Origin of the sequence: Photobacterium rosenbergii, from assembly GCF_003026455.1 — a bacterium.
Taxonomy (GTDB): domain Bacteria; phylum Pseudomonadota; class Gammaproteobacteria; order Enterobacterales; family Vibrionaceae; genus Photobacterium; species Photobacterium rosenbergii.
This window is the reverse complement of record NZ_PYMB01000001.1, coordinates 1,385,182-1,410,546: the sequence shown is the minus strand read 5'-3', so window position 1 is coordinate 1,410,546 and position 25,365 is coordinate 1,385,182. Positions and strand designations below refer to the sequence as shown.

Here is a 25,365-nt window from a genome sequence, read left to right as displayed (position 1 = left end):
GCCCGTCATTGGCGGGCTTTTGCGAAGGAATCATTTATGAAAAAAGCGCTGATTTCATGCTTGGTCGCAGGGGCATTCACCCAACCTTTGATCAATACTGCAGTAGCAGATGAGCAAAGTAGCGGGGCTAGCCAGGAGCGTCCGAATATCCTGTTCATCATGTCTGATGACCACGCCGTGCAAGCGCTGAGCGCTTATGGTCACCCTATTTCCAAATTGGCACCTACCCCAAATATTGACCGCATTGCTGCCAATGGGGCCCAGTTCCAGCACTCATATGTCACCAACTCCCTGTGCGGGCCGAGCCGCGCAGCGATGCTCACCGGTAAGTTTGGCCATGAGAATGGCTTTACCTACAACGGTCAGATCTTCGATGGCACCCAGTTTAACTGGCCTAACGCGCTGCAGGATGCCGGATATACCACCGCGATGATCGGTAAGTGGCATATCAACCGTATCCCCAATGGTTTTAACTTTGACCATTGGGAGATCCTCAATGATCAGGGTGAGTACTACAACCCGGATTTCATCACCGTTGACGGCGTGAAAATGGAGATGGGTTACACCACCGATTTGATCACTGATAAGACCCTTGAGTGGCTGGATGAAGGGCGGGATAAATCCAAACCTTTCGCATTGCTGATGCACCACAAGGCCCCGCACCGCAACTGGATGCCGGCTCCTCGTCATACCCAGCTATTTGAGAACGTTGAGTTTCCGCTGCCAGATAATTTCTATGATAATTACGATGGGCGCAAGGCGGCTAGCAAGCAGTCAATGACAATCGCTAACCATACCCAGGACGGCCACGATATCAAAATGACCGTCGCTGAAGGTGAGGGGGAGTGGCGCGAGGATATTTGGCCGCACTTGTTAGCGCGTTTGACCGATGAGCAACGTGCCGAGTGGGACAAAGCCTATCAGGCCCGCAATGACTACATGAATGCCAACGAAGCCTACTGGACAGAGAAGCAGATGGCGGAATGGAAGTACCAGCGATACATGCAAGATTATCTGGCGACCATTGTTGCGGTGGATGAAAGTGTGGGTGAGGTGCTGGATTACTTGGAGGAAAATGGACTAAGTGAAAACACCTTGGTGGTGTACACCTCTGATCAGGGCTTTTTCCTTGGCGAGCATGGCTTCTACGACAAGCGTTTTATGTATGAGGAGTCGTTCTCGACCCCGTTGGTAATGCAGCTTCCTGGCGTTATCAAACCGGGCACCGTCGTCGATGAGCTGGTGCAAAATATCGACTATGCCCCAACCTTTATGCAGCTAGCTGGTTTGCAGACCCCGAAAGATGTTCACGGTAAATCGCTTTTGCCACTTCTGGCCGGGCAGGGCGATGCGGGTTGGCGTGATGCGCTTTATTACCACTACTACGAGTATCCAGGCTTTCATGATGTTGCCCGTCACTATGGTGTATCTGATGGTCGGTACAAATTGATCCACTTCTACAACCCGGATGATCAGTGGGAGTTCTACGATCTGGAGGCGGACCCATCTGAAATGGTCAATGCAATTGATGACCCCCGCTACAAACAAGAAATAGGGCGCCTTATTCACCGTCTTGCCGAATTGCAGGATGAATATGGAGTCCCCCCATTGAAAGAATGGCGTGACGCACCGTTAGAGCGTCATCCAAACCCATCTTTGGAAGAGTTGTTCCCCCATAGCTTCAAATAATTCATATAGCCGGTAGCCGCAGGGTTACCGGTTTTGCCGTTTATATCCAAGCGTGAAGAAAGAGGAAAAGTGACGATGACAATAACGGTCACGAATAACTATAAAAAAATGTTTTCTGTCGGTTTGCTTGCCGCGTCTATTGCCGGTTGCGGCGGTGGCTCCGGTGGCAGTGATAGCAAGCCGGGTAATCCGCCACCTGATTCAGGTTGGCCGGAGCAAGATGTCTCCATCAGCACATGGTCATTCAATGGCGGAAGTGGCCAAAGTGTGGCCGCAGCAAAATTAGCTGGCAGTTATGCTGTTGCCGATCCTGCAGGTTTGAACATTGAAATCAGGGATGTCCGCCAAACGTTGAAACACCGCATTGAAGCTACCGATATCGTGGATTTGCTGCCTGACATGAACCTTAATCATGATACGGCACTGTGCGGAATGACTTTCACCCCTTCAGGGCGCTTTCTGTATTTGGCGGTATGTGACAGCGAAGGCGGCCAGAAGGATGATGCAATCCTAGCCTACAACACTAACACCGAAGCGTTGACCGTATTCCACCGCTTGCCGTTACAGGCAAAAGGCGAGGGGAATGTGGCGCGCGTCGGTATGAACTATTTTTCATCGACCTTGTTTGTCGGCGGTGATTCGGCAGTATATCGCATAGAAGCGGATCGCAATGCAGCCTATGAAGTTGAAAATGATGGCCGTCAGCTTGCCGTGGACAAGGTATCGGTAACGGATACAGTCCAGGATATCGCCCTTGATATAGAAGCGGGGAATCTATTTCTTCAAACCCCTAACAGCATCTATAAATTGCCGCACAATAGTCGTTCGGTCCAGCGTGTATACCAGCAAGAGAATTTGACGGGTGTCGCATTCAGTCGGGTTTTCGGTAATGAAGAGGCGGCTGGCCTTTACATCAGCATGGACCATGACGGCAAAACCGGTCTGCTGTTCTCGTCCAAAGACAAAGTACGCAGCAGTGGCCAGTTATCACCGGTTCAGTACATGCTCTCAGATACACCGTGGCATGATTTCGCTCTGACCGCAGAAGGTCAGCTATTGTTTGCTGATGATAGTGCTTTCATGCTCAGCGATGATAAAGATAAGCGGATGGATTTTGACCAGTGGACGCGCGATGAGCTGGCCCAGTATGTCAAGGCCATCAAGGGCCTGACAGCGTCAAGTATGTCGGGCAATTCGGCTTCGCCGGAAGGTTTCCTTCACCGCAAGCTTGAGCACACCAATCCTAATACCACGCCTATCGCCGACAATGTAGGCTGGGCCCTGTATTTGCTGATGGTGGCTGACCAGGTGGAGTATGACCCTGAAATTGAGCACTATGTCGAACTCTTGATTAAACGCCACGCGGGCCTGCATGAAGACGGTAAGGGTGGGGTAAAAAGTATTGATGGCCATTTTGTCCGTAACTACAACAGCGACGGGTCTATTAACGCCAGCAATCCGCAATACCAAGTCTATATCAGCATGAAATTCCTGCCTGCTGCCATCAAGGCGGCAGAGATGTACCCAGACAACCAGAACATTGTCAGCTATGCCAAATACCTACAACAGGTGTTCCAGCGCTCCGGGGATGTGGTGCGGGCAGAGCAACGGATAACCTGGGATTCAGATGACTTTGGCCCTGTTCGATTAAATCGCCTAATGTCCAACGAGACTTGGTTGTATGGGGATATCGCTGCAGCCCAGGACCCGATTGCGACCCGCAATTACGGCAAGTTTACCTATGAAAGGGAAAACTTCCTCTATGACTACGAACTGCTGGATCAGCCGGTGATTAAATCATCCCATTCGGCATTTATTATCATGGGGGGACCGCTTATTTTGGACCACCACTTCAACGGTAAGTCGTGGGCGGAACAAAATAATAACTATTATGCGCTGACCCAGTCGGAAACCGATGAACTTGGCTTTAATTATTTTGCCGGTTTCTCAGCAGGACATAGCCCTAATTCAAACGGTAACTATTATAACGACGGCCCGACCGATCACCCGGATGATTTTATCCACTTCCCGGCGGTAAGCGGTTTTGGTCAGTTAGGCAAAACTGAAGCGGTTGTTGGCGCCTACATGGCCTACCGAGATGGTCGTCGCCAGACAATGATCAGTGCCGGCGATGAAGATGCTCGTCTATTAATGCGTTGGTCGGCCAACATGCCTAACTACGACAAAATGAGCGTCGGGATTGCCGATTTCTGGTACGGCGCAATTGGGCTGGCGGAAACTATCCAGCCGGGCGTGGTGCAGCAATTCAGAAATACCTTCTACCGTCCTGAAGTCCAGATTGGTTTTACCCCCCAAGGTAGCCAGCAGGTGCTGTACTCAACCATGACACCAAGATTGGTCACCGGGATGCGTGCCGACGGTACCAAGCAAGAGTTCGGCTATCATCGCTCACCTTTTGTCGTGCCAACCGGGGAGGTTTTTGTTGATATTGACGTAGAAGATCCACAAGGAGACTGGGTAGAACTGGATGATATCGTCGGTATCCACAATATTACTGCGCCATTGGCAGGACGTGACGTCATATTCAAAAACCCGAATTTCGAACAGGGTATTGAAGGGTGGCAAGTGACAGAAGGAAACGTCAACGAAAATGGTGGTATGCATGGTAACGGCATAACCCTAGAAGGCCAGTCAGGTATAACCCAAGCGGTACATTTACCTCATGGCCTCGAAGGCAGTGAGTACACTGTATCAGCGCTTATCGAACCTATGTCAACACCGGGAGACGCGAGGATTCGTCTAAGCTGGTCAAATACGGGTGAGCTTAAAGATGCATACGGTGCTGTTGAGAGTGATAAAGTGTATGCGGCTTGGGACCCGACTGTCATGAGTGTTCATACCCAACAACCAGCAGGGGCGACGCATTTACATATAGAGTACCTGACAAATAGGGAAGGCTCCTTTGTCTTTGGTAATACGGCACTGCAATCTTTTGGCGCACTGCATCCTGATGAAAATGATGATTTGGGAGAAAGTAAGCCTATTGAATTTAATTTAAGTGGTGGCAATACAAGTTGGCAAAGTGTTGAACGGAGAATCGATATTGCAAATGATCCTGAGGGAATGCGGTATTTGGTTAGTTTCAAAGTGGGTGATGATCGTAAACTGACGGGTGCTAAATTCGAAGTGAAGTTCGATATCGAGAACCCACAGACCCCGCCGAACTCAAGTGCGAACCCTACGGGTGATTGGCGAGATGTTGGCTTTATTGATGATGATACGCCAGAGGAAGTAACCGTTACAGCTCGCAAGCGACCTGGAGAAACGGCACTAACCTTGGTGCTCCGCATGAAGCAAAACGAAGGCTACACCGGGACTAACTACGTAACGTTGGATGATGTGCGGGTGTACCAGCAGAAGTTGCTTGATGACAACTACTGTAACCACAGTTCACAGTGCTACTAAGCAACTAACAGTTAGCGAATAATTGATCTAATTGTAAAGCCCAACTGCAACGCAGTTGGGCTTTTTTGTGGGTGCCATACTATCTATATAACCACCGTTTGCACCAGAAATGGTTTACGTTAGATAAAACGTTTCGAAATGAGTGAAAAATATGCAGTGTTATTTCAATAATATCAGGGTCAGAAAGTTAGACTCATATCAAAGTTTTGACTAATAATAACCGGAATAGCAGCAACATAGTGCGTATTTATCACTGTGTATTTGCCTGTTTACTAAGTAGTATTATGATGCGTGCTGGGTTTAAGGTGTTGAAATTAAATGGTTTTAATGGGGTTTGATAACGGTTTACTTTCTGGCTGACAAAAAAGTGTGACCCATGTACCTGATTTGCGACCTTTTGTTGACAGTAAATAGGGCATTACTTACTATCTGTAGAAACGTTTCAACACAAACAATTTTCTACGAAGAGTACGGTTATGGCCCAGGTCAAGCTGCAAAACATAAACAAAATTTATAAGAATGGTTATCACGCTGTTCATGATTTTTGTCTGGACATCAAGGATGGTGAGTTCATGGTGCTGGTTGGTCCTTCGGGCTGTGCCAAATCAACCACACTGCGAATGATTGCCGGGCTTGAAAGCATCACCAGCGGTGATCTTCATATCGGTGATAAGCATTGCAACTCAGTCCTGCCGAAAGATCGTGGTATTGCCATGGTGTTCCAGAACTACGCACTGTATCCACATATGACTGTGCGCCAGAATCTGGCTTTTGGTTTGGAAACTCGCAAGAAGTCGAAAGAAGAAATTCATCGCCGGGTGACAGAAGCGGCAGAATTGCTTGAAATCACAGAACTACTTGACCGCAAACCAGGCCAAATGTCTGGTGGTCAGTGTCAGCGTGTTGCTTTGGGCCGTGCCATGGTTCGTAAGCCAGAAGTCTTCTTGTTCGACGAACCTCTTTCGAACCTAGATGCGAAATTGCGTGTTTCGATGCGTATGCGTATTTCCCGTTTGCATGACGAACTCAAGCAGAGTGGCAAACCTGCAACCATGATTTATGTCACCCATGATCAGGTTGAAGCATTGACCATGGGCGACCGCATCTGTGTGCTAAACCGTGGTGCAATTATGCAGGTTGATACGCCAATGAACCTGTACCACAAACCAGTGAATAAGTTTGTCGCTGAATTTATCGGTTCACCGACCATGAATATGCTGGAAGGCAAACTGATTAAAACCGAATCCAATAAAATGGCGGTTGAAGTTGATGGTCATTTATTCGAATTGCCAGAAGCGAAGCAAGCCCGAGCTGAACAATATAACGGCCACGAAGTATTTTTAGGTTTGCGACCAGAGCATATTAATATCGGTGAAGCTAACAACATCTGCGAAGCCAAAATTACAGAAGTGGAAGAAATGGGTTCTGAATCTTTTGTTTATCTTAACTTTGCGGGTAAGCAGTTGATTTGTAAATATGTAAACCCAGATATCGCATTGTGCAAACAAAGCATGCATCAAATTTCTTTCAATATGGATAAGTGCCATATTTTCGATAGAAGCACCGAAGAAAATATTTTTATTCCGACAGAATAACAGACAGTTTTAAATTTATATTATAGGTATTTTAATTTCATGATTCACACTATTTCTGACTCAAGCCATGTAGTCTCAAATGGCTTACTAAACCTAGAATTTACTGAGCATAATGTTCTGAAGAATATTAAATCTGGCAATGTAATGGTAAACCTTTACGAGCCGAGTGAATTCGAAGGTGCTTTGTCAAATGTATATATTCGAGTGAAGAGCGATGCTGGCATTTCATTTATGCCGCTAATGCACCTTAACCACAATATGCGCACTTTCCGCACTGAAGCAGGTCTTGTTGGCTGGGAAACCACCACAGAAGCTTTCCGTGCAACAGTTGTTATTAGCCTGGACGCTCAGTCTGAAAAAGTATTCTTCACGACCCAGATCGAAAACTTGCAGCAAGACGCGCTGAAATATGACTTGGTATTTGGTCAGGATCTTGCTCTTGCTGATGAAGGCGGCGTAAAAAGCAATGAATGCTATGTTAGCCAATACCTTGACCATCAGGTATTTAACCTAGAACACACGGGTTATGTCATCTGTTCGCGCCAGAACCTACCGCAATCTACGGGCAATCCTTGTTCCCAGATCGGTTCACTGACTGATTCAATTGTTGGTTACTCAACGGATGGTTATCAGTTCTTCGGTAAAAACTACCGCTTTGAGCCAACACCTGTTGTACTTTCTGAGCCGACACTAGCAAACGAAAAACTTCAGTTTGAAATGGGTTATGTCGCGTTGCAAACCGCTGACATTACTCTAGCTCCGGCGCAGCAGTCCCAGTCTGTATTCTATATTTCATTCGCGACTAACCTTGAAGGTTCGAATGTTGATAAAGCTGGTGATCTTGACGCTATCAAAGCAGCATATTCAGCCCCTGCAATGGCCGCGGCGACAGAGCAAACATTGCCTTCATTCTTCTTAAATGGCTATAACGTTCTTGTTGGTGACGAGCTTAGCGCAGAAGAAATCAAACACTTCTTCGGTGAAGAGCGCCGCTTCGCAGAAGAGCAAGACGGCAAGCTATTGTCTTTCTTCTACGGCAAGCAAAAAGGCGAGAGCCGTTATGTGACACTGCCTGCTAAAGAACGTGTTCTTGAGCGTTCTACCGGTCACATGGTTTCTTCTGGTAACTGCCAAGACTTCCAAAACGCAGTGATGAGCTCGACCCATGGCATGTATGGGGTGTTCAACTCTCACGTCGTTATTGGCAATACGTCTTTCAACAAGTTGTTGGGTGTAGATCGTACGTCTCTTAACCTATTCAAGTACAGCGGTCAGCGTATTTGGGTCAAGGAAGGCGAAGACTTCCGTATCCTTTCAATGCCATCAGCTTACGAAACAGGCCTTAACTTCTCACGCTGGGTGTACAAGTACCAGCAAGGCTATATCGTTGTAACCAGCTTCAGTGCACAGGATACTTCTTCAATCCAGCTAGACATCGAAACCGTTAATCTATCAGATGCGCTTGAAGTCATTGTGACCAACCAAATGGTAATGGGTAACAATGAAAATGATGCCACTGTCGTTGTTGAGCACAAAGATGAGTACATGACAGTTGCCGGCGATTTCGAACTGATGAACTCGGTTCACCCAGAGCTAGCTTATGCGATTCGCCCTGATGCTTCACTGGCGGAAGTGTCGCTTGTAAAAGCTGACGACAGCGTTCGTTACGTACTGTTCCAAGGCAAGGTACAAGACAAGGCAAGCCTGACGATTCAAGGTGCACTGAGCGCTGACCAACTGACGGCTCCGCAAGCGTTGGACTTTGCTGCTGAAATTGAAAAATACCAAGCTTCACAGCACGCACTGATCAATAACTTCCACATTGATTTCGAGAACGACAGCTACAACGCACAGAAGCTGAATGACACGATGCAGTGGTTTACCCACAACGCATTGGTGCACTACAGCACGCCGCATGGCCTTGAGCAATACTCGGGTGCGGCATGGGGTACGCGTGATGTTTCCCAGGGCCCATTCGAATTCTTTATGTCGATGCAGCGCTATGACCGTGTGGTTGACCTACTAAAAACCATTTACAGCCACCAACATATCGAAACCGGTACCTGGCCACAGTGGTTCATGTTCGACAAGTACGCCAAGATCCAGCAGGAAGACTGCCACGGTGACATCGTTGTTTGGCCGTTGAAAGCCATCGCTGACTACATCACGGCTACAGGCGATCTGGATGTACTGAACATCGAAGTCCCATACACCAGTATCGAAGACGGCTTTGCCTTCACAACGGAAACTTACACCCTGTTTGCCCACGTTGAGCGTCAGGTTAAGCACATTATCGACAACCTGATCCCTGGCACATCGCTATCATGCTACGGTGACGGCGACTGGGATGATACCCTGCAGCCGGCCAATCAGGCCCTGCGTGAAAACATGGTGAGTGGCTGGACAATCCCGCTAACACTACAAGCGCTGAAGACGTTGAGCGCTGCGCTGGAAGGTAACCCTGATTTCGCCGTTTTTGTCCATAAGATCAATAAACTGGCTATCGAAATGGAAGAGGATTACAACAACCTGTTGATCAAAGACGGTGTTATTGCCGGCTTTATCCACCTTCCGAACAAAGACGTCGATCAGGTTGAGTACCTACTTCACCCTTCAGACAAGAAAACAGGCATCAAGTACCGCCTGCTGCCGGCATCACGCTCTATCATCTCTGAAACGTTCGACAAAGAGATGGCAGACAAGCACATGGCCATTATCGAAGATAACCTGGTTCACCCTGATGGCGTGCGTCTGATGGAGAAAATGGCGAAATACCAGGGCGGTAAGCAGAGCTACTTCAAGCGTGCCGAACTGGCTGCAAACCTTGGCCGTGAAGTGGGTCTTCAATACTGTCACGCCCACATTCGTTTCATCGAAGCACTGTGTAAGATGGGTAAAGCGGATGAAGTCGCGCAGAACCTGTACAAGATTGTCCCTGTGGGCATTCAGAAGGCCGTACCGAACGCAGAAGTGCGTCAGTCTAACGCTTACTTCTCAAGCTCTGACGGTAAGTTCAATGACCGTTACGAAGCGTACCGTGATTTCGACAAGCTGAAGAAAGGCGAAGTTGCAGTGAAAGGCGGCTGGCGTATCTACTCAAGCGGCCCGGGTATCTACATCAACCAGGTGATCAGTAACGTACTGGGTATTCGTTTCGATAACGAGTCTTTGGTATTGGACCCTGTGATTGCCAAGCAAATGGGTAAAGTGACACTGGACTTCACGCTATACGGCAAGCCATGCCGTTTGGTGATTAACCCAGAGCAGGGCACTTACACACCGAAGCGCATTGAGCTAAACGGTGAGGAGCTTGCTATTTCGCTAATGCCAAATGCCTACCGTACCGGTGGTGCGCTAATCGAGAAGCAAGTCGTCGCTGAAATGCTGCAAGATACGCAGAACGAACTGGCTATCTGGCTATAGCCGTAGGGCCTGACACCCCGGTTTCCGGGGTGTCAACCTAATCATCTGTCGTATTATGTGTTGTGCGTCAATGTTACTCACTTTCGATTTGTAGAAACGTTTTACATGATCCGTTATAATTTAGGTTGATAACTAGCTACAATACAAAAAATTATATTTTTAGTACGCAAGGCTGCAACTAATTACGGTTTAAGTGAGAGGAATAAGGTTTAGCTAATGAGGCCTACAATCAAAGATGTCGCTAGAGAAGCGAAAGTATCTATTTCGACAGTGTCTTACGCGATTAACAACAGTGATCGTATCAGCGAGAAAACTCGCAACCATGTACTCGAAGTCGCCAAGAAGCTGAACTACTCGGCAAACAGCAATGCTAAGCGCTTAAGACAAAAGAATGTGGGTGCCATTGGTATCTTCTTTAACTCTTGGTTCGGTCCTATCTATAGCGAATTAGTCCAGGGTATCGAGCGCAAAGTACATGAAATGGGTTACGACTTAATTGCATGTAGCCTGTTTGGTGGTGCGGAATCAACTGCACACCGCTACTTAAAAGATCAGATGATTGACGGTGCTATTATCCTGAGCAATGCGTTTGATGATGACTTCCTTAAAACAGTGGCTTCCAAGGACTTGCCGATTGTCGCGCTAGACCGTGAAGTGAAAGCAGAGCATATCTACAACATCTTGATTGATAACTTCGGTGGCGCATTCGGTGCAACCAAACAACTTATTTCAAGTGGTTGTAAGCAAGTTCATTACTTCTGTGGCCCGGATGACTCATACGACAACCAGAAGCGCCTGGAAGGCTACATTGCCGCGCTTGGCTTCTACAATGTCAAATTTGATAACAACTTAATTATTAAATCTGATTTCACTGAAGAAGACGCATATTTGAAAATGAAGGAAATTATTGACCAAGGTGATGCACCGAAAGCAATATTTTCTGCAAACGATGAAATGGCTCTCGGTATTATCCGAGCTGCAAATGAAAACGGTATTAAAATTCCAGAGCAATTAAAGCTAATTGGTTTTGATAATATCAGAGAATCTGAAAGAACGACACCGGCATTAAGTACTGTTACTCACCATAAGTATGAAATGGGTGTTAAAGCTGTTGAAGTGCTATTTAGCGCAATGAACAGCGAAGAAGAAATCGAACAAGTAACAATTCTACCGACTCAAATTGTTGAACGAGAAACCGTGTAGTTTTAAATATTTGATTTATTCTTTCTTTTAGGTCCAAAAAACATATCTAATAATTGGTTGCCATGAAATATTCATGGCAACAGCCATGTTTTGTGATTTGGGGCGATTTTATATAGCCTTATAAGGATAGCGAAATGAAATACAAGTGGCTTACAGTTCTCTTAGTTGCCATGGCAAGTTCTGTTTGTGCCAAAGAAAGAATAGAGTTTATGGTGTCATCGGGTGACCAGATGGCATTTGTAAACGAAGTCATTAAACCCGAATATGAAAAGCGTTATCCTGATGTTGAATTAATTCTAACTAACGACGGCAACCTTGAAACGCGTATGGCAGCGGGTGATTACCCGAATGTATATGCTGGCATTTTTGGTTACATGGTACCAAGGTACGCCAAGTTAGGACGCCTGATGTATCTTGATGATTTCGAAGGCTTCGATGAAATGACAGATCGCATCGAACCACAGTTTATGGAAAAGCACTTCGGTCGCCAGTATTACATCCCGTGGCACGCTACCACGCAAATGATGATTTACAACAAGGACCTATTCCGCGAAGCCGGACTTGACCCAGAGCTTCCGCCTCAGACCTGGGATGAGCTGTTAGTTGCAGCAGAAAAAATCAATAACTTGCCAGCACGCTCAAATGGTAGCAGAGTTCATGGTGTTGCCCTGTGGAATGATGCGCTAGCAAGTGGTGGCTGGTACTGGAATATGCTGTCACCAATGTACTACAACTTTAATGACGGTGAATACCAGTTACTCAATCGCTACGGTACCCATCCGGTATTCGACAAAGAAGAAGCGGGTATGGTGCCATTCCTCGAGACGATGAGGAAGCTTCAGCAGTTTGCTCCGTTGACCATGGAACAGAACTTCTTTTCCCGCACTATTGGTATCTGGCCGCAGTACGGCATTGCCTGGCGTGCCAACCTCCAGGACGCAGCAGGTAAACCAATGGTCATTGGAGAAGATGTCGGTATTGCCCCAATCCCGGTTCGTGAAAAAGGTGATACGCACTACTCCAACCTTGATGGCCGTGCCTTGATGGTATTTAAGAATACCCGCCATATCGAAGAACGCAGCTGGCAGCTTATCGAGCTGTTGATGGAAGATGATTTCAACCTCAAGGCGAATATGGCGCTGCAGAACTTGCCGACCCTGGCATCATTGCAGGAGCATCCATATTTCCAAACAGAAGATATCAAACCGTTTGTTGACCAGCTACAGCATGTCGTGATGAACGAGTCCAATGCAGCAGTATCGGAAGTATCGAGCATCATCCTGAATTATTATTCGCAGTCAGTTGTTATGAACAGGCTAACACCAGAAGAAGCAGTTAGCGCAGCAACAGAAGACGTTAAGAAAATAATGCACCGGTAACGGTTAACTCTATTGTGAATTCGGCTGCAGACCTTTCTGCAGCCAACCAAAGATTTTAATTTTTTAAATGGAATAAAACCATGAACATAAAACGTTACTGGGTGCCATACCTGTTTATGTTGCCGTGGGTAGCATATTTCATAATATTTATGCTGTACCCGTTCTTCTTGTCATTACAAAATAGTTTTCTAGATATAAATATTCTTAACCCTGAAAATACCCGCTTTGTTGGTTTAGGCAACTGGGTTAATTCAGCAACAGATTATAAATTTTGGAAATCTCTTTTTAATGTTTTTTTCAATCAGATAATTTTCATCACATTAAGTTTCGTCTGTGCAATGGGTGCAGCCCTAATGCTGAACGAAATTACTTTCTTGTCGAGCCTATTTAGAACCGTCCTTTTCATTCCAGTTGTGACATCAATCACGGTTGCAATGATTATTTTTGATTTTGTTGCAGGCCCGAATGGTCCAATCCAGTCATTGATGATGGATTGGAATGTGCTGAGTTCGCCAATCTTCTGGAAATTCGAAAAATGGCTACCTATGCCGGTGATCGCGGTATTCAGTGCCTGGAAGTGGTTCGGTGTCCAGATGATTATTTTCCTTGGTGGTATTGCCAGTATTAACCGTTCATTGCTTGAAGCGGCAGATATTGATGGCGCGACCTGGTGGCGCAAGATCACCAAGATTATCTTGCCGCTGATCAAACCGCAGATTGTCTTTGTTATGACCATCAACGTGATTAACGGTTTGCAGATGTTTACCGAAGTATTCATGAACTTCGATTTGCAGGGTGGCCCTCATAACTCGGCACTAACGCCAGTACTTCACTTGTACCAGACTGGTTTCGAACAGATGAAGATGGGCGAAGCGTCAACCATTGGTCTTCTGCTGGCGATTGTAATTTTCGTGTTGACCATGCTTCAGTTGAAATTGACTAAGGGTAAGGACTAACCATGAATAATTCCAATAAAGGTAAGCTGCTCATTTATATCGGCTTGTTAGCTGCCAGCTTGATCGTGCTATACCCGTTCTTCTTTATGATCATCAACTCGTTCAAGTCGGGCTCAGAGATCATGCACTCGCCGAATGCTTTGCCGACCTCATGGTCAGCCAAGGGTTATATCGAGGTGTTTGATAGCGTTAATCTATGGCGCATCTTCTTCAACACGATTTTTGTCTCGGTATCGGTGATGGTGCTGAACTGCCTGTTGTCTGCCATGGTCGCCTTTGCGATTGCCAAAACAAAAATGCCTGGCCGCCAGGTATGGCTTCGCTTGATTCTGTCATCAATGATGGTACCGGCGATTTTGTTCACCATCCCTGTGTATATGATGATGTATGACTGGGGATGGGTGAATACCTATCGCGTGTTGATCATCCCGGGGGCGATCAGTGCTTATAACATCTTCTTGTTGTACCAGTTTATGACCCAGGTTGATGAAGCCTACCTTGAGGCAGCACGTATCGATGGTGCCAGTGAGATGCGCATTTTCTTCAAGGTCGTATTGCCAATGATGCGCCCTGCGATGGCGACGGTCGGTATCCTGACCTTCATGGGGGCGTGGAACGATTTCATGGGGCCACTACTTTATATCCGTGACGATTCAATGCTGACCCTTCAGTTAGCACTGTTTAAGTTCCAGCAAGATATCCCAGCCGGCAACCTCGAACAGGTCTGGGCGATGACGACCATGATTGCCGTACCCGTTGTGTTTGTATTCTTCTTTATGCAGAAGAACTTCATCAAGGCGTTCACTGGGGTGGGGGTTAAGTAATGAATGTATCTCAGCTTAAAAAAATTGTTCTCCTATTCTCGGTAGTTCTAGTGGCTTACTGGGCCGCATGGGGCAAGGCGTATTTCTTGTCCAAAAGTTATTTCGACTATGCGGTAGAGCAAGAAACCGCGGGTAATTACATCATTGCGCTTAAAGGGATGAACAAGCTGGAATTACGTATCGACGAGCAATACCTCGGTGGCTACCAGCAAGTTATCGAATCTTGGGAGCATGCGCTGTTCGGCATCCGCCCCGCTTTCTATGAGGAAGCATTGGTTGCGCCCGGCCGATTAATCCCGCAATTTGCCGATGAAGATCTTCAATCGTTTATCGATATTTATGTTCAGCTCGATAGCAAATACGTACCGGAAGTCGCTTATGCGCAACTTCAACGGGCACGACAGGCTGGTAATGGCGAGTTGGCGGCAGAGATGGAAGATTTCCTTACCCAAGCATTCCCTTACTTTGATTTTGAATAAATCATTTTTCACCTTGTTGCCGCCCTGTTGGGGCGGCTTTTTTTCGATGATCTCTGCAGAGATGAATTCGCACCAATAGATTTCGGAGTATTGTATGGATTTCCCATATAAGAACAGCACTTTACCTGTTGAAGATAGAGTCGAAGACTTGTTGTCACGAATGACAGTGGCAGAAAAAATTGGCCAGTTGTGCCAATCCCCGATGCTGGAATACAACATCAATCGCGAGACTTACCTTGAGCATATCCGCCAAGGGCACTGGGGCTCTCGCATTTTAGCTGACACGGCATGGGCCGGAAACGCGCCGGGTGAAACGGTAAGCCCTGCCCAGCTCAATGAAATCCAACGCGCTGCTGTTGAAGGAAGCCGTCTTGGTATCCCGCTTATCATAGCCCGTGACGTGATTTATGGTCAGCAAACGGTATTGCCTATTCCGTTGGCACAGGCGGCATCATGGAACCCTGAGCAAGTTCAGAGCGCTTATCGCTGTATTGCCAAAGAAGCGGCGTCACTGGGGATCCACTGGACGTTTGCACCCATGCTCGATATTGTTCGCGACCCACGCTGGGGCCGAGTTATCGAAAGTAGCGGTGAAGATCCATACTTAACCAGCCAATTTGCCAAAGCCGTGGTAAAAGGCTTCCAAGGTGATTCGCCTGCAGATGAAGATTCGCTGGTGGCTTGTGCTAAACATTTCGTCGGCTACGGTGCTTCAGAGGGTGGCCGAGATTATGACACCACCGAGATCTCCGACAATTCACTGCACAACGTTTACCTGCCACCGTTTGCCGCTGCCGTTGAAGCCGGTGTTGAAACGGTTATGTCTGGTTTCAATGACTTGGGTGGTACGCCAGTTTCAGGCAGCCAATCACTGATCAATGGCTGGCTCAAATCAGAGCAGCAATTTGATGGCATGGTGATCAGTGACTGGGGCTCTATTTCTGATCTTGCCTATTTCGGTGTTGCTAAAGGTGCCGAGGGTGCTGCTGCAGAGGCGCTGAAAGCCGGTGTCGATATGGCGATGACCAATGAAGCCTATGAAGACCACCTAGAGGCACTGCTGGAAAAAGAAGCCATTGATATCACCCATATCGATGAGGCAACCCGCCGGGTACTTCGTACCAAGTTCAAGGCTGGATTGTTTGAGCGTCCTTATGTCGATGAGTACAAGCATAAGAGTGTTATGCGCCACCCAGAGCACCTTGCACAGGCCCTGACTGTTGCCGAGCAAAGTATGGTGCTATTGAAAAACAACCATGATGTGCTGCCAATCGAAGCTAAGCCGATGACTATCGCGGTGATCGGCCCACACGCTCACTCTAAGCGCCAGCATTTGGGCTCTTGGTGCTTGGACGGCCGTGCCGAGGATGTGACGAGCATTTATGAAGGTATCAAGGCGTGGACGGCTAAGATCGACTGCACCATTGAATTGCTGACTGAAGAGGCGGCATTCACGGATGAAATGGTTGAATGTGCCCACCGTGCCGATCTTGTGATCCTGTGTACCGGCGAAAGCCACCGCCGCACCGGTGAAGCTCGCAATGTTGCCGAGCTGACGTTACCTGCTGGCCAGGAAGAGCTGATCCGTGCTATCGGTGAAGTTGGTAAACCTTTAGTTGTGGTGCAATGTACCGGTCGTCCGGTTCCGTCCGCAGCAACAGAGCAGTTTGCCGATGCGCTTCTGTACGCATGGCAATCCGGTACTGAAGCCGGCCATGCCGTCGCACGTTTGTTGTTTGGTGATGTATCCCCGTCAGGCCGATTGCCGATGTCGGTGCCGCGCAGTACCGGTCAGATCCCGATGTATTATGCCCGCAAGCCACTTGGCAAAATGCGTGATTTCCAAGACTACCAGCCTTACAAAGATCAAAAAGATACCCCGCTGTACCCATTCGGTTTCGGCCTGACTTATGGTGAGTTTGACTATTCCAACCTGCGTTTGAGCCAAGCAGAACTAGCTGCAGGTGAGACCTTGTATGCAACGGTGACTTTGCGTAATAAAGGCAAACTAACAGCAACCGAGGTTGTTCAGTGCTATATCCGTCAGCAAGTTGCTTCTACCACGCGTCCAGTGCGTGAGCTGAAAGACTTCTGTCGAGTGACACTGGAACCGGGTGAGTCCAAAGAAGTCGTGCTATCGCTACCTGCTGAAAAGCTACGATTCTACGGCATCAACAAAACTTTCTCGCTGGAACCTTCGACGGTCGAGTTGTATGTCGGCGGTGATAGCAATGCCATGCTTGGTACCACCGTTGAGGTGAGCTAACTCACCTCAAACGCATTTATTCATCAATTCTTTTCTACAATATGCAGCGCTCCGTTGAGTTTAGCGGGGCGCTGATAAGAGCCAGCTATCATGACGAAAGAACGACAGGCTGAGCCGTCAACGACTCGCCCCAACATTATCTACATCATGTCTGATGACCACGCAATTCGGGCATTGAGTGCTTACAACAGCGATATAGCCCACCTTGCTCCGACGCCTAATATCGACCGTATTGCCCAAAACGGTGCGCGGTTTGACCAATCCTTTGTGACCAACTCCCTGTGTGGCCCTTCGAGAGCTGCGATGCTGACGGGCAAGTTTGGCCATAAAAACGGTTTTAACCATAACGGACAGTTGTTTGATGGTTATCAACCAACCTGGCCAAGGCTGCTCAAAGCCCACGGCTACACGACAGCTTGTATTGGCAAGTGGCATATCAACCTCACCCCAGAGGGGATCGACTTTGATCATTGGGAAGTACTTAACGATCAGGGAGAGTATTACAACCCTGACTTTATTACCGCCCAAGGCGTAAAGCGGGAGCATGGATACACCACTGAGCTGATCACCCAAAAGTCCCTCCGTTGGCTGCAAGAGCAACAGCAGAGTGATAAGCCTTTTGCCTTGTTGCTTCACCACAAAGCGCCTCATCGCAATTGGATGCCAGCCCCGCAACATATGCGTGCGTTTGAGAATACGACCTTCCCAGTACCGGATAATTATTTCGACACTTATGAAGGCCGTGCAGCGGCTGCCATGCAAACCATGACCATTTATAGGGATGCTCAGGAAGGTCATGATTTGAAAATGACCAAAGGGGTTGGTGAGACGGAATGGCGCGAAGATATCTGGCCGTTTTTGTTGGCACGTTTAACCCCGGAGCAGCGTCAGGCTTGGGATGAGGCCTACCAAGACCGTAATGATTGGTTCAATGCTAACGAAGCCAATATGACGGCAGAAGAAGTTGCCATTTGGAAGTACCAGCGTTACTTGCAAGATTATTTGGCCACCATCAAGTCGGTCGATGAATCTGTAGGGGAAGTGCTGGATTATCTTGAAGCGAACGGCCTCGCGGATAACACCATTGTTGTTTATACCTCAGATCAAGGCTTCTACATGGGGGAGCATGGTTGGTTCGACAAGCGTTTTATGTATGAAGAATCGTTCCGTGCGCCTTTACTGATCCAGTACCCGAACCGGATCAAACCGGGCACCGTCGTTGAGCACCTAGTGCAGAATATCGACTACGCGCCGACCTTCCTTGAGTATGCGGGTCTTGACGTACCTGCCGATATCCAAGGTGAATCTATGGTGCCATTGCTCGATGGCGAATCACCTGCGGATTGGCGACAGTCTCTTTACTATCACTTCTATGAATATCCGGCAATGCACGATGTGACAAGGCATTACGGTACCCGTGACAGTCGCTATAAGTTGATGCACTTCTATTACGATATCGACGAGTGGGAGTTTTACGATATTGAAGAAGATCCTACCGAGATGAACAACGCGATTAACGATCCTCGCTACCAGCAAGAGATCGCGCGGCTAAAAGCAGAGATCAGCAAGCTCGAGGCTAAGTACGATGTGCCGCCACGGGAGGAATGGGTCAATTTACCGCTTGAGTATGAGCCAGCGCCAACGCTGGAAGAGCTTTTCCCAGAAAGCTATCAGGTTGCTTGCCTGTAAGTGTGGGCGAAATACATCTGTTCGTGCTTTGCGTATGTCAATCGATCAGGGCTTGGGCCGCGAGTTCTGGTTTAAGCCCGGATTTTTAAAAACCTACAGAAGAGAATAAGAATAATTATGTCATCACTATTCACATGGACGAGAAAAATCACCAACCGGCTTGTGGTCACTATCGCCATTGCTTTTTGTTCGATTGCCTTTGTCGGGTATGAAGGGTTGAGCGGGTTAAGTCAGTTGTCTGATCAGACTGCCACCTTGGTTGAAGATGATTTGGCAAAAGTCATCACCATTAGTGATATCCAGCAGCGAGTTGAGCAGGCTAGGGTGCATAGCTTACTGGCGATACAGCATGATCCCAATGCCTTTAGCGGTAGCTATCATGACCATCCCATTTCGGTGCATACCGATCTGATCTATGAAAGCTATGATGATCTTCAGGCGCTGTATTTTGATTTGATGACATTCAATATGGGAGCAAGCCTTGAGGCGGCGGCCACCCAGGCAAGTTCCCTGACTGATGAATTGTTCTTTTCGGGCTTTGAGGTCATTGTTGATTTGTTGGAGCAAGGTGAATTCCAGCAGGCCAATGTGCTGCTGCTCAGCGAGGTGAACCCTAAAATAGAGCAACTCAAAGCATTGCTTCATACGATGAATGACTTGAGTGCGACTGGCGCGAGGGATGCCTATACAGAAGCTGTCAGCGACGGCCAGAGCTTTGTCTTCAGTATGAGCACAGCGCTGATTGTGAGCACACTGCTGCTGATTGGTATTGCCTATTTAACTATCCGCCGTATTGTATTTGCGCTCAGGGGGCTTCAGGCGACCGCAAACAACATAGCGGAAGGCAACCTGACTAGCCGGGCACAGGTTCAAGGTCAGGATGAGTTTACTGTGATTGCCGATGCCGTTAACAATATTGCGGCAAGGTTCCAGCAAACCGTGTCATTGATTGGCGACTCGGCCAACCAGCTCAATATCGCCTCGCAACAAAACACCCAGTTGAGCGAGCAGACGGCTTCCAACGCTGCCTCGCAGCAGGAACAAATCCAGCAAATTGCTACCGCTACCGAAGAGCTAACCGCAACGGTGAGTGATGTTGCGGCCAGCGCAGTGGCAGCGGCTGAAGCTTCCCAGAAATCGGATGAATTGGCCCAGAATGGTGTCGGAGTGGTGAATGAAGCCATTGCCCAGTCTGTTGATCTAGCAAAAGAAATTGAGCAGGCCAAAGAGGCAATTAATGAGCTTGGTAAACATTCGCAAGATATCGGCAGCGTGTCAGAGACAATAAGCGAGATATCCGATCAAACCAACTTGCTGGCTCTGAACGCAGCTATTGAAGCGGCGAGGGCGGGTAACTATGGGCGCGGATTTGCCGTTGTAGCCGATGAAGTCCGCACCTTGGCTCAGCGCACCAAGAATGCCACCGAAGATATCCAAGAGACTATTGCCCGCCTACAAAACGGTTGCCAGCATGCCATTGAACGCATGGAATCTGGCGATCAATATGCCCGCGAGAGTACGGTCAAAACCAAGCAGGCAGGAGAAGCGTTGCAAGCTATCACTGAAACGGTTGCTGGTATCGCAGAGAAAAACATCCAGATTGCCTCGGCGGCAGAGCAACAGGCAGTGGTGACCGGTGACGTAAATACCAACGTGTTTGAAATAAACGCATTGGCTGATAAAACCGCAGCAGATTCCGAATCAAGCAAAGGGGCCTCAGAATCTATTGTCAAACTGGCCCACTCCCTCACCAGCGAAGTGAACCGCTTCACGGTGTAGTTATTACGTTTTAATTGAGGCGAAAATGAAACTGAAAATGATAGCTGTCGGCGTCAGTTTATCTGCTGTTGCCATGGGGGTAAGTGCCGAAAGTTACACCGGGAATAGCGGTGGGTATATTGCTTTTTTTGATCACACCTTACCAATTGAGGAGCGGTTGGACGATATTAGTACTCGTTTAACCGACAAGGAAAAAGGCAATATGATCACCTTGTGGAACGAAGGTGTTCCGCGTTACGGATTAAAATCATTTATGCCCGGCGAAGCCTTACACGGCCTTGCGGCACCTCGTCGTAATGCGGCGACCGTTTTCCCTCAGTCAATTGGTTTGGCAGCTACTTGGTCTCCTGAGGCGATAAAGCGGATGGGTGATGCGGTATCTGATGAGGCTAGGGCTCAATATCACAATGGGCCGGTGATCAGAGACGGTAAGCGCGGCCCGCTGACATTCTGGTCCCCTGTGATAAATATTGCCCGTGATCCCCGTTGGGGGCGAACCCAGGAAGCCTATGGTGAAGACCCGCTACTTAATGGGGTTATGGCCAGTGCCTATGTTAAAGGACTTCAGGGGGATCACCCCAAATACCTCAAGACCGCTGCGGGTGCCAAACACTTTGTCGCTAACAACGAAGAACACAACCGTTTTCATGGCAACGCAGAAATTTCTGAGAAGCAGCTTCGGGAATATTATTTCCCCGCCTATAAGCAGGTCGTCCAAGAAGCCGATGCCCAGATTGTTATGACTGCCTACAATGCCTTGAACGGCAAACCGGCAGTGACTAATACCTGGCTTATCAAAGATATTTTGCGCGGCGAGTGGGGTTTCGATGGGTTTGTGCTGGGGGATTATGGCTCAATCTTGATGACCACCAAAGGCTGGCAAGAGAGAGGTTTTCGCGGTCACGATATTTATGACAATTACGTCGAATCTGCAGCGGCGGTGTTGAATGCCGAAACGTTGGATTTCGACAATACCCGTATCTTCCGCGATGAAGCCATCACGGCTATAAAGCAAGGCAAAACAACATCAGAACAGTTGGACCGTGCATTTCGTAATACCATGCGGGTTGGCTTGCGACTGGGTATGTTTGATCCAGAAGAGATGTCTCCTTGGAAAGATCTGCCGTTTGAGATCATGACTACCTTCAAGCCGTTGGCACTTGAGCTTGCTGAAAAGAGTATGGTCCTGCTGCAAAACAAAGATGTTGAGGGCTCGCCATTGTTGCCATTGGATAAATCAGCACTTAAAAAAGTAGCGGTGATTGGCCCTAACGCCAACACGCTCAACTTTGGTACGTACTCAGGAACCCCGAGAAATCCAGTCACAGCGTTAGATGGTATTAAGGATTACCTAGGCAGTGATGTCGAGGTGGTATATGTACCTTGGCAAGGTAGTAAAAATACCTTAAGCGCGATTCCGATGGATAACATTACTCTCCTAGATACCCAAGGGATGGGGGTTTGGCAAGCTGAATATTTCAATAATCGTGCTGCCAGTGGTCAGCCGATAGCGTCCAACACCGCAGGTGATATTGATTTTAATTGGACGGCTTCCAAACCTCATGCTGATATCAAGGACAGTAATAGTTACTCCGTCCGTTATACCACCACGATAGTTCCGCCGCAGAGCGGCCTGTATACCCTTGGTTTCGAGAGTCTCGGTGCCAACGTCACCTTGAACGTCAATGGTTCAACCGTGCTTCGTAGCCATGGTGATACTAATAAGCGTCTACCATCAACGGTTGAGATTGAGCTTGACGGCGAGAAGACCTATGAGCTTGAGCTTTACTCAATGCGTTTGCCTAGAGCAAAAGGCCACGAGCTAATGTTTGGCTGGCAGCTACCACAGGTCAATTCAGCGAGTGCAGGGCAGGAGCTGGCCGCTGCAAAAGAAGCAGATGCCGTTGTTGCGTTAATGGGCTTGTCGACTGATTACGAGCGTGAATCGATTGACCGTATTGCTGAAGGCTTGCCACGCGAACAGACCGATATGCTCAAAGAGGTTGTTGAGGCAAACCCTAATACTGTAGTTGTTCTTCAATCCGGTTCGTCTATTGAAAGTCCATGGTTGAAAGACAATGTTCCGGCAATACTTCAGAGTTGGTATCCAGGTGAGCAAGGTGGTGCTGCTATTGCCAATACTTTATTTGGTGATAATAACCCAGGTGGCAAGCTTCCGCTGACCTTTGTCAAGTCGTGGGCTGACTTACCTGCCTTTAATGATTACGACATCAGCAAAGGCCGTACTTACTTGTATTTTGACAAGGAGTCATTGTGGGCATTCGGCCATGGCTTGAGTTACACCGAGTTTGCTTTGTCTGACTTGAAACTGGCTAGCAAGGTAACTCAAAACGGCCAAATTGACGTCACGGTTACTGTCGAAAACACCGGAAAAGTGGCAGGCGATGAAGTGGTCCAAGTCTACGTGACAGATATGTTTGACCGCAGCGAAAAACCTATCCAACGCTTGAAAGCGTTTGAGAGAGTTGCACTCAAGCCGGGTGAAAAGCGTAAAGTAAACCTAATTTTCGATACCGCTGATTTAGCCTATTGGGACGAGCAAACCAAAGGTTGGTTGCTGGGGGATAAGTACGAAATCCGGGTAGGTAACGCGTCGGATAATATTGTACTGACCGACATAATAACGGTTGAGTAGTAACATCCACATTATTCAGTGCACCAAAAACTGGAAGTAAGAAACCTGTTTTCTTGATTGGTGAATTAAAAAACGCTGTTAGCTGAGCTGGCAGCGTTTTTTGTAACTCATATTCTCCCCATATGTTATCGAGTGCGATTTGATTGTTAATTGACTGGTGTTGTGATGTTTTTATTTGGTTGCTATTTTTTTATTGGGTGGTGCAATAATTTTAAATAAATGGAACCGACTCTGAAAAATTAAATTTATATATCGGGAAGTGACTTGTTTTATTTCATTGGATGAAGAGTGAAATATTTATTTGATAGGCGGCTTCGCTAATTGCTTTTAATGTCTTTTATCAATAATTAATTATTTTGTATTTAATTTCATTGTCATGTTTGATTAATTTAATTTTCATTTTTATAGCGCAATTTATAGTTTCTTTCTCAACCAAGAAAATATAAAGATGAAACTTAAACTAACCACAATCGCTATTTCTACGGCTCTATTTCTAACTGGGTGTAACTCAAGCTCAAATGATGACTCTGGCAAAACACTTCCTGGAGAAATTAATCAAGCTAAGAACGTCATACTCATGATCACAGATGGTGCGAGTGACGGTGCTTGGGATATCTCCTCTTATTGGAGCCACGGCCAGGCACTTAATGACACGGTTCCGTATTCTGATATCGAAACTAGACTTGCGATGACCACATTCCCATTAAGCCATGGCCAAATTGACTGTGACGACGAGCAAGCAGAGGTCGGTTACGATGCCTCCAAGGCGTGGGATGAAGAGATTGTGGATGAGCAGGACGGTAAATATATGCGTCCGTTCAAAGGCTACAGTTACATCAATAAAGGTGCCACGGATTCAGCTGCCGCAGGTACTGCCCTTGCAACGGGTAGTAAGACATTCGGTGGTGGCATTAGTGTGAATTACTGTGGCCAACCGCTTGAAACTATCTCACAAGTTGCGAAAAGCACTGGCCGTATGACAGGTATTGTCACCTCTGTACAGTTCAATCACGCAACACCAGCGGTATTTGGCGCCAATAACACCAGCCGAAGCAATTACACCGAAATTGGCAAATCAATGCTGACGGAAGGCATGGCAGATCTCTTGATGGGTACGGGCCACCCTGAATACGATGGGAACGGGGTTAAGCGTGAGACGTATGACTTCCGATACATTACACAGGGTGATTGGAATATGCTCAAGAATGGGGCTATGTATTCCCAAGGGTCTACTATTCCGTGGACGCTAATTGATTCTAAAGAGCAGTTTGAAGAGCTCGCAAATGGTCGTGCGCCAAATGATGTGCTCAATGGCCCGCTCATCGGGCTTGCTCAAAACCACAGTACACTCCAACAAGGCCGCTCTGGTTGCGAAGCCGATGCCCAACCGTTCGAGTGTGAGTTTCTTGATAACCAACCAAGCTTGAGAACGATGACGGAAGGTGCACTGAACTACCTTAGTCAGGGCGAAGAAGGTTTCTTCTTGATGGTCGAAGGTGGTGCGGTCGATTGGGCGGCTCACGCCAACGATACAACCCGAATTATTGAAGAGCAAATCGACTTCAACCGTTCCGTACAAGCGGTTGCTGACTGGGTAGAAGAAAACAGCAGTTGGGAAGAAACCTTGTTGATTGTTACAACGGATCACGGTAACGCTTATGTGCTTGGAGAGACGTCTGATCAAAACGCATATGCCCCAGTTGAGAACCCTGGCAAGCACAAGATGCCAAATGTTAAATACTACAGCGGCGACCACACCAATGAGCTAGTCCGACTGTATGTTCATGGTGCTGGCGAACAACTAATCAACGATTACATTGTTGGCAACGATGAGCAATATGCTGAAAGCTATAACCATACTGGCTCGAACGGAGATTATGTTGATAACACTCATATCTTTGATTTAATGAAAGCCGTAATGACAAATTAGTCATTAATTAAATCAAATTAATGAGATTGAATGATAGTTAACTCAAGCTAGCTATCATTGGTCAAAAATAA

General features: G+C 47.5%; 14 protein-coding genes. All 14 read left to right on the top strand.

Annotated features, from left to right (window positions below):
- Window positions 1-36 precede the first annotated feature (36 nt).
- The 14 genes from C9J01_RS06540 to C9J01_RS06475 all read left to right on the top strand — a co-directional run bounded on the left by C9J01_RS06540 (window position 37) and on the right by C9J01_RS06475 (window position 25,294).
- Window positions 37-1,689, top strand: coding sequence for a sulfatase family protein (locus C9J01_RS06540; RefSeq protein WP_107297270.1), 1,653 nt, complete (start codon window positions 37-39; stop codon window positions 1,687-1,689).
- A 75-nt stretch (window positions 1,690-1,764) separates the two neighbouring features.
- Window positions 1,765-5,115, top strand: coding sequence for a hypothetical protein (locus C9J01_RS06535; protein WP_107297269.1), 3,351 nt, complete (start codon window positions 1,765-1,767; stop codon window positions 5,113-5,115).
- A gap of 476 nt (window positions 5,116-5,591) precedes the next feature.
- Window positions 5,592-6,710, top strand: a complete 1,119-nt coding sequence (locus C9J01_RS06530; RefSeq protein WP_107297268.1) for an ABC transporter ATP-binding protein — start codon at window positions 5,592-5,594, stop codon at window positions 6,708-6,710.
- Window positions 6,711-6,749: 39 nt separating this feature from the next.
- Window positions 6,750-10,133 carry a GH36-type glycosyl hydrolase domain-containing protein gene (locus tag C9J01_RS06525; RefSeq protein ID WP_107297267.1) on the top strand — a complete coding sequence of 1,128 codons (3,384 nt, stop codon included), beginning with the start codon at window positions 6,750-6,752 and terminating at the stop codon, window positions 10,131-10,133.
- Window positions 10,134-10,349: 216 nt separating this feature from the next.
- On the top strand, window positions 10,350-11,336 hold the full coding sequence (locus C9J01_RS06520) for a LacI family DNA-binding transcriptional regulator (RefSeq protein ID WP_107297266.1): 987 nt from the start codon (window positions 10,350-10,352) through the stop codon (window positions 11,334-11,336).
- Between the two features lie 134 nt (window positions 11,337-11,470).
- On the top strand, window positions 11,471-12,715 hold the full coding sequence (locus C9J01_RS06515; protein WP_107297265.1) for an extracellular solute-binding protein: 1,245 nt from the start codon (window positions 11,471-11,473) through the stop codon (window positions 12,713-12,715).
- A gap of 353 nt (window positions 12,716-13,068) precedes the next feature.
- Window positions 13,069-13,671, top strand: a complete 603-nt coding sequence (locus tag C9J01_RS06510) for a carbohydrate ABC transporter permease (RefSeq protein WP_237156886.1) — start codon at window positions 13,069-13,071, stop codon at window positions 13,669-13,671.
- 2 nt (window positions 13,672-13,673) lie between these two features.
- Entirely contained in the window at window positions 13,674-14,495 is an 822-nt protein-coding gene (locus C9J01_RS06505) for a carbohydrate ABC transporter permease (protein WP_039464854.1), read from the top strand.
- On the top strand, window positions 14,495-14,974 hold the full coding sequence (locus C9J01_RS06500) for a hypothetical protein (protein ID WP_107297263.1): 480 nt from the start codon (window positions 14,495-14,497) through the stop codon (window positions 14,972-14,974). Before C9J01_RS06505 ends, C9J01_RS06500 begins: the two co-directional genes overlap by 1 nt.
- Window positions 14,975-15,068: 94 nt before the next feature.
- Window positions 15,069-17,240, top strand: a complete 2,172-nt coding sequence (locus tag C9J01_RS06495) for a glycoside hydrolase family 3 N-terminal domain-containing protein (protein ID WP_107297262.1) — start codon at window positions 15,069-15,071, stop codon at window positions 17,238-17,240.
- 90 nt (window positions 17,241-17,330) lie between these two features.
- Window positions 17,331-18,929 carry a sulfatase family protein gene (locus C9J01_RS06490; protein WP_107297261.1) on the top strand — a complete coding sequence of 533 codons (1,599 nt, stop codon included), beginning with the start codon at window positions 17,331-17,333 and terminating at the stop codon, window positions 18,927-18,929.
- Between the two features lie 117 nt (window positions 18,930-19,046).
- Entirely contained in the window at window positions 19,047-20,708 is a 1,662-nt protein-coding gene (locus C9J01_RS06485) for a methyl-accepting chemotaxis protein (protein ID WP_107297260.1), read from the top strand.
- A 25-nt stretch (window positions 20,709-20,733) separates the two neighbouring features.
- Entirely contained in the window at window positions 20,734-23,364 is a 2,631-nt protein-coding gene (locus tag C9J01_RS06480) for a glycoside hydrolase family 3 C-terminal domain-containing protein (RefSeq protein ID WP_107297259.1), read from the top strand.
- A gap of 448 nt (window positions 23,365-23,812) precedes the next feature.
- Entirely contained in the window at window positions 23,813-25,294 is a 1,482-nt protein-coding gene (locus tag C9J01_RS06475; RefSeq protein WP_107297258.1) for an alkaline phosphatase, read from the top strand.
- The last annotated feature ends 71 nt before the right edge of the window (window positions 25,295-25,365 follow it).

Bases quoted from the DNA above. Each gene is read 5' to 3' on its own strand.
- C9J01_RS06490 (WP_107297261.1), top strand. From the start codon at position 17,331: ATGACGAAAGAACGACAGGCTGAGCCGTCAACGACTCGCCCCAACATT.
- C9J01_RS06495 (WP_107297262.1), top strand. From the start codon at position 15,069: ATGGATTTCCCATATAAGAACAGCACTTTACCTGTTGAAGATAGAGTC.
- C9J01_RS06540 (WP_107297270.1), top strand. From the start codon at position 37: ATGAAAAAAGCGCTGATTTCATGCTTGGTCGCAGGGGCATTCACCCAA.
- C9J01_RS06520 (WP_107297266.1), top strand. From the start codon at position 10,350: ATGAGGCCTACAATCAAAGATGTCGCTAGAGAAGCGAAAGTATCTATT.
- C9J01_RS06515 (WP_107297265.1), top strand. From the start codon at position 11,471: ATGAAATACAAGTGGCTTACAGTTCTCTTAGTTGCCATGGCAAGTTCT.
- C9J01_RS06525 (WP_107297267.1), top strand. From the start codon at position 6,750: ATGATTCACACTATTTCTGACTCAAGCCATGTAGTCTCAAATGGCTTA.
- C9J01_RS06535 (WP_107297269.1), top strand. From the start codon at position 1,765: ATGACAATAACGGTCACGAATAACTATAAAAAAATGTTTTCTGTCGGT.
- C9J01_RS06530 (WP_107297268.1), top strand. From the start codon at position 5,592: ATGGCCCAGGTCAAGCTGCAAAACATAAACAAAATTTATAAGAATGGT.
- C9J01_RS06500 (WP_107297263.1), top strand. From the start codon at position 14,495: ATGAATGTATCTCAGCTTAAAAAAATTGTTCTCCTATTCTCGGTAGTT.
- C9J01_RS06475 (WP_107297258.1), top strand. From the start codon at position 23,813: ATGAAACTTAAACTAACCACAATCGCTATTTCTACGGCTCTATTTCTA.
- C9J01_RS06480 (WP_107297259.1), top strand. From the start codon at position 20,734: ATGAAACTGAAAATGATAGCTGTCGGCGTCAGTTTATCTGCTGTTGCC.
- C9J01_RS06505 (WP_039464854.1), top strand. From the start codon at position 13,674: ATGAATAATTCCAATAAAGGTAAGCTGCTCATTTATATCGGCTTGTTA.
- C9J01_RS06510 (WP_237156886.1), top strand. From the start codon at position 13,069: ATGCTGAACGAAATTACTTTCTTGTCGAGCCTATTTAGAACCGTCCTT.
- C9J01_RS06485 (WP_107297260.1), top strand. From the start codon at position 19,047: ATGTCATCACTATTCACATGGACGAGAAAAATCACCAACCGGCTTGTG.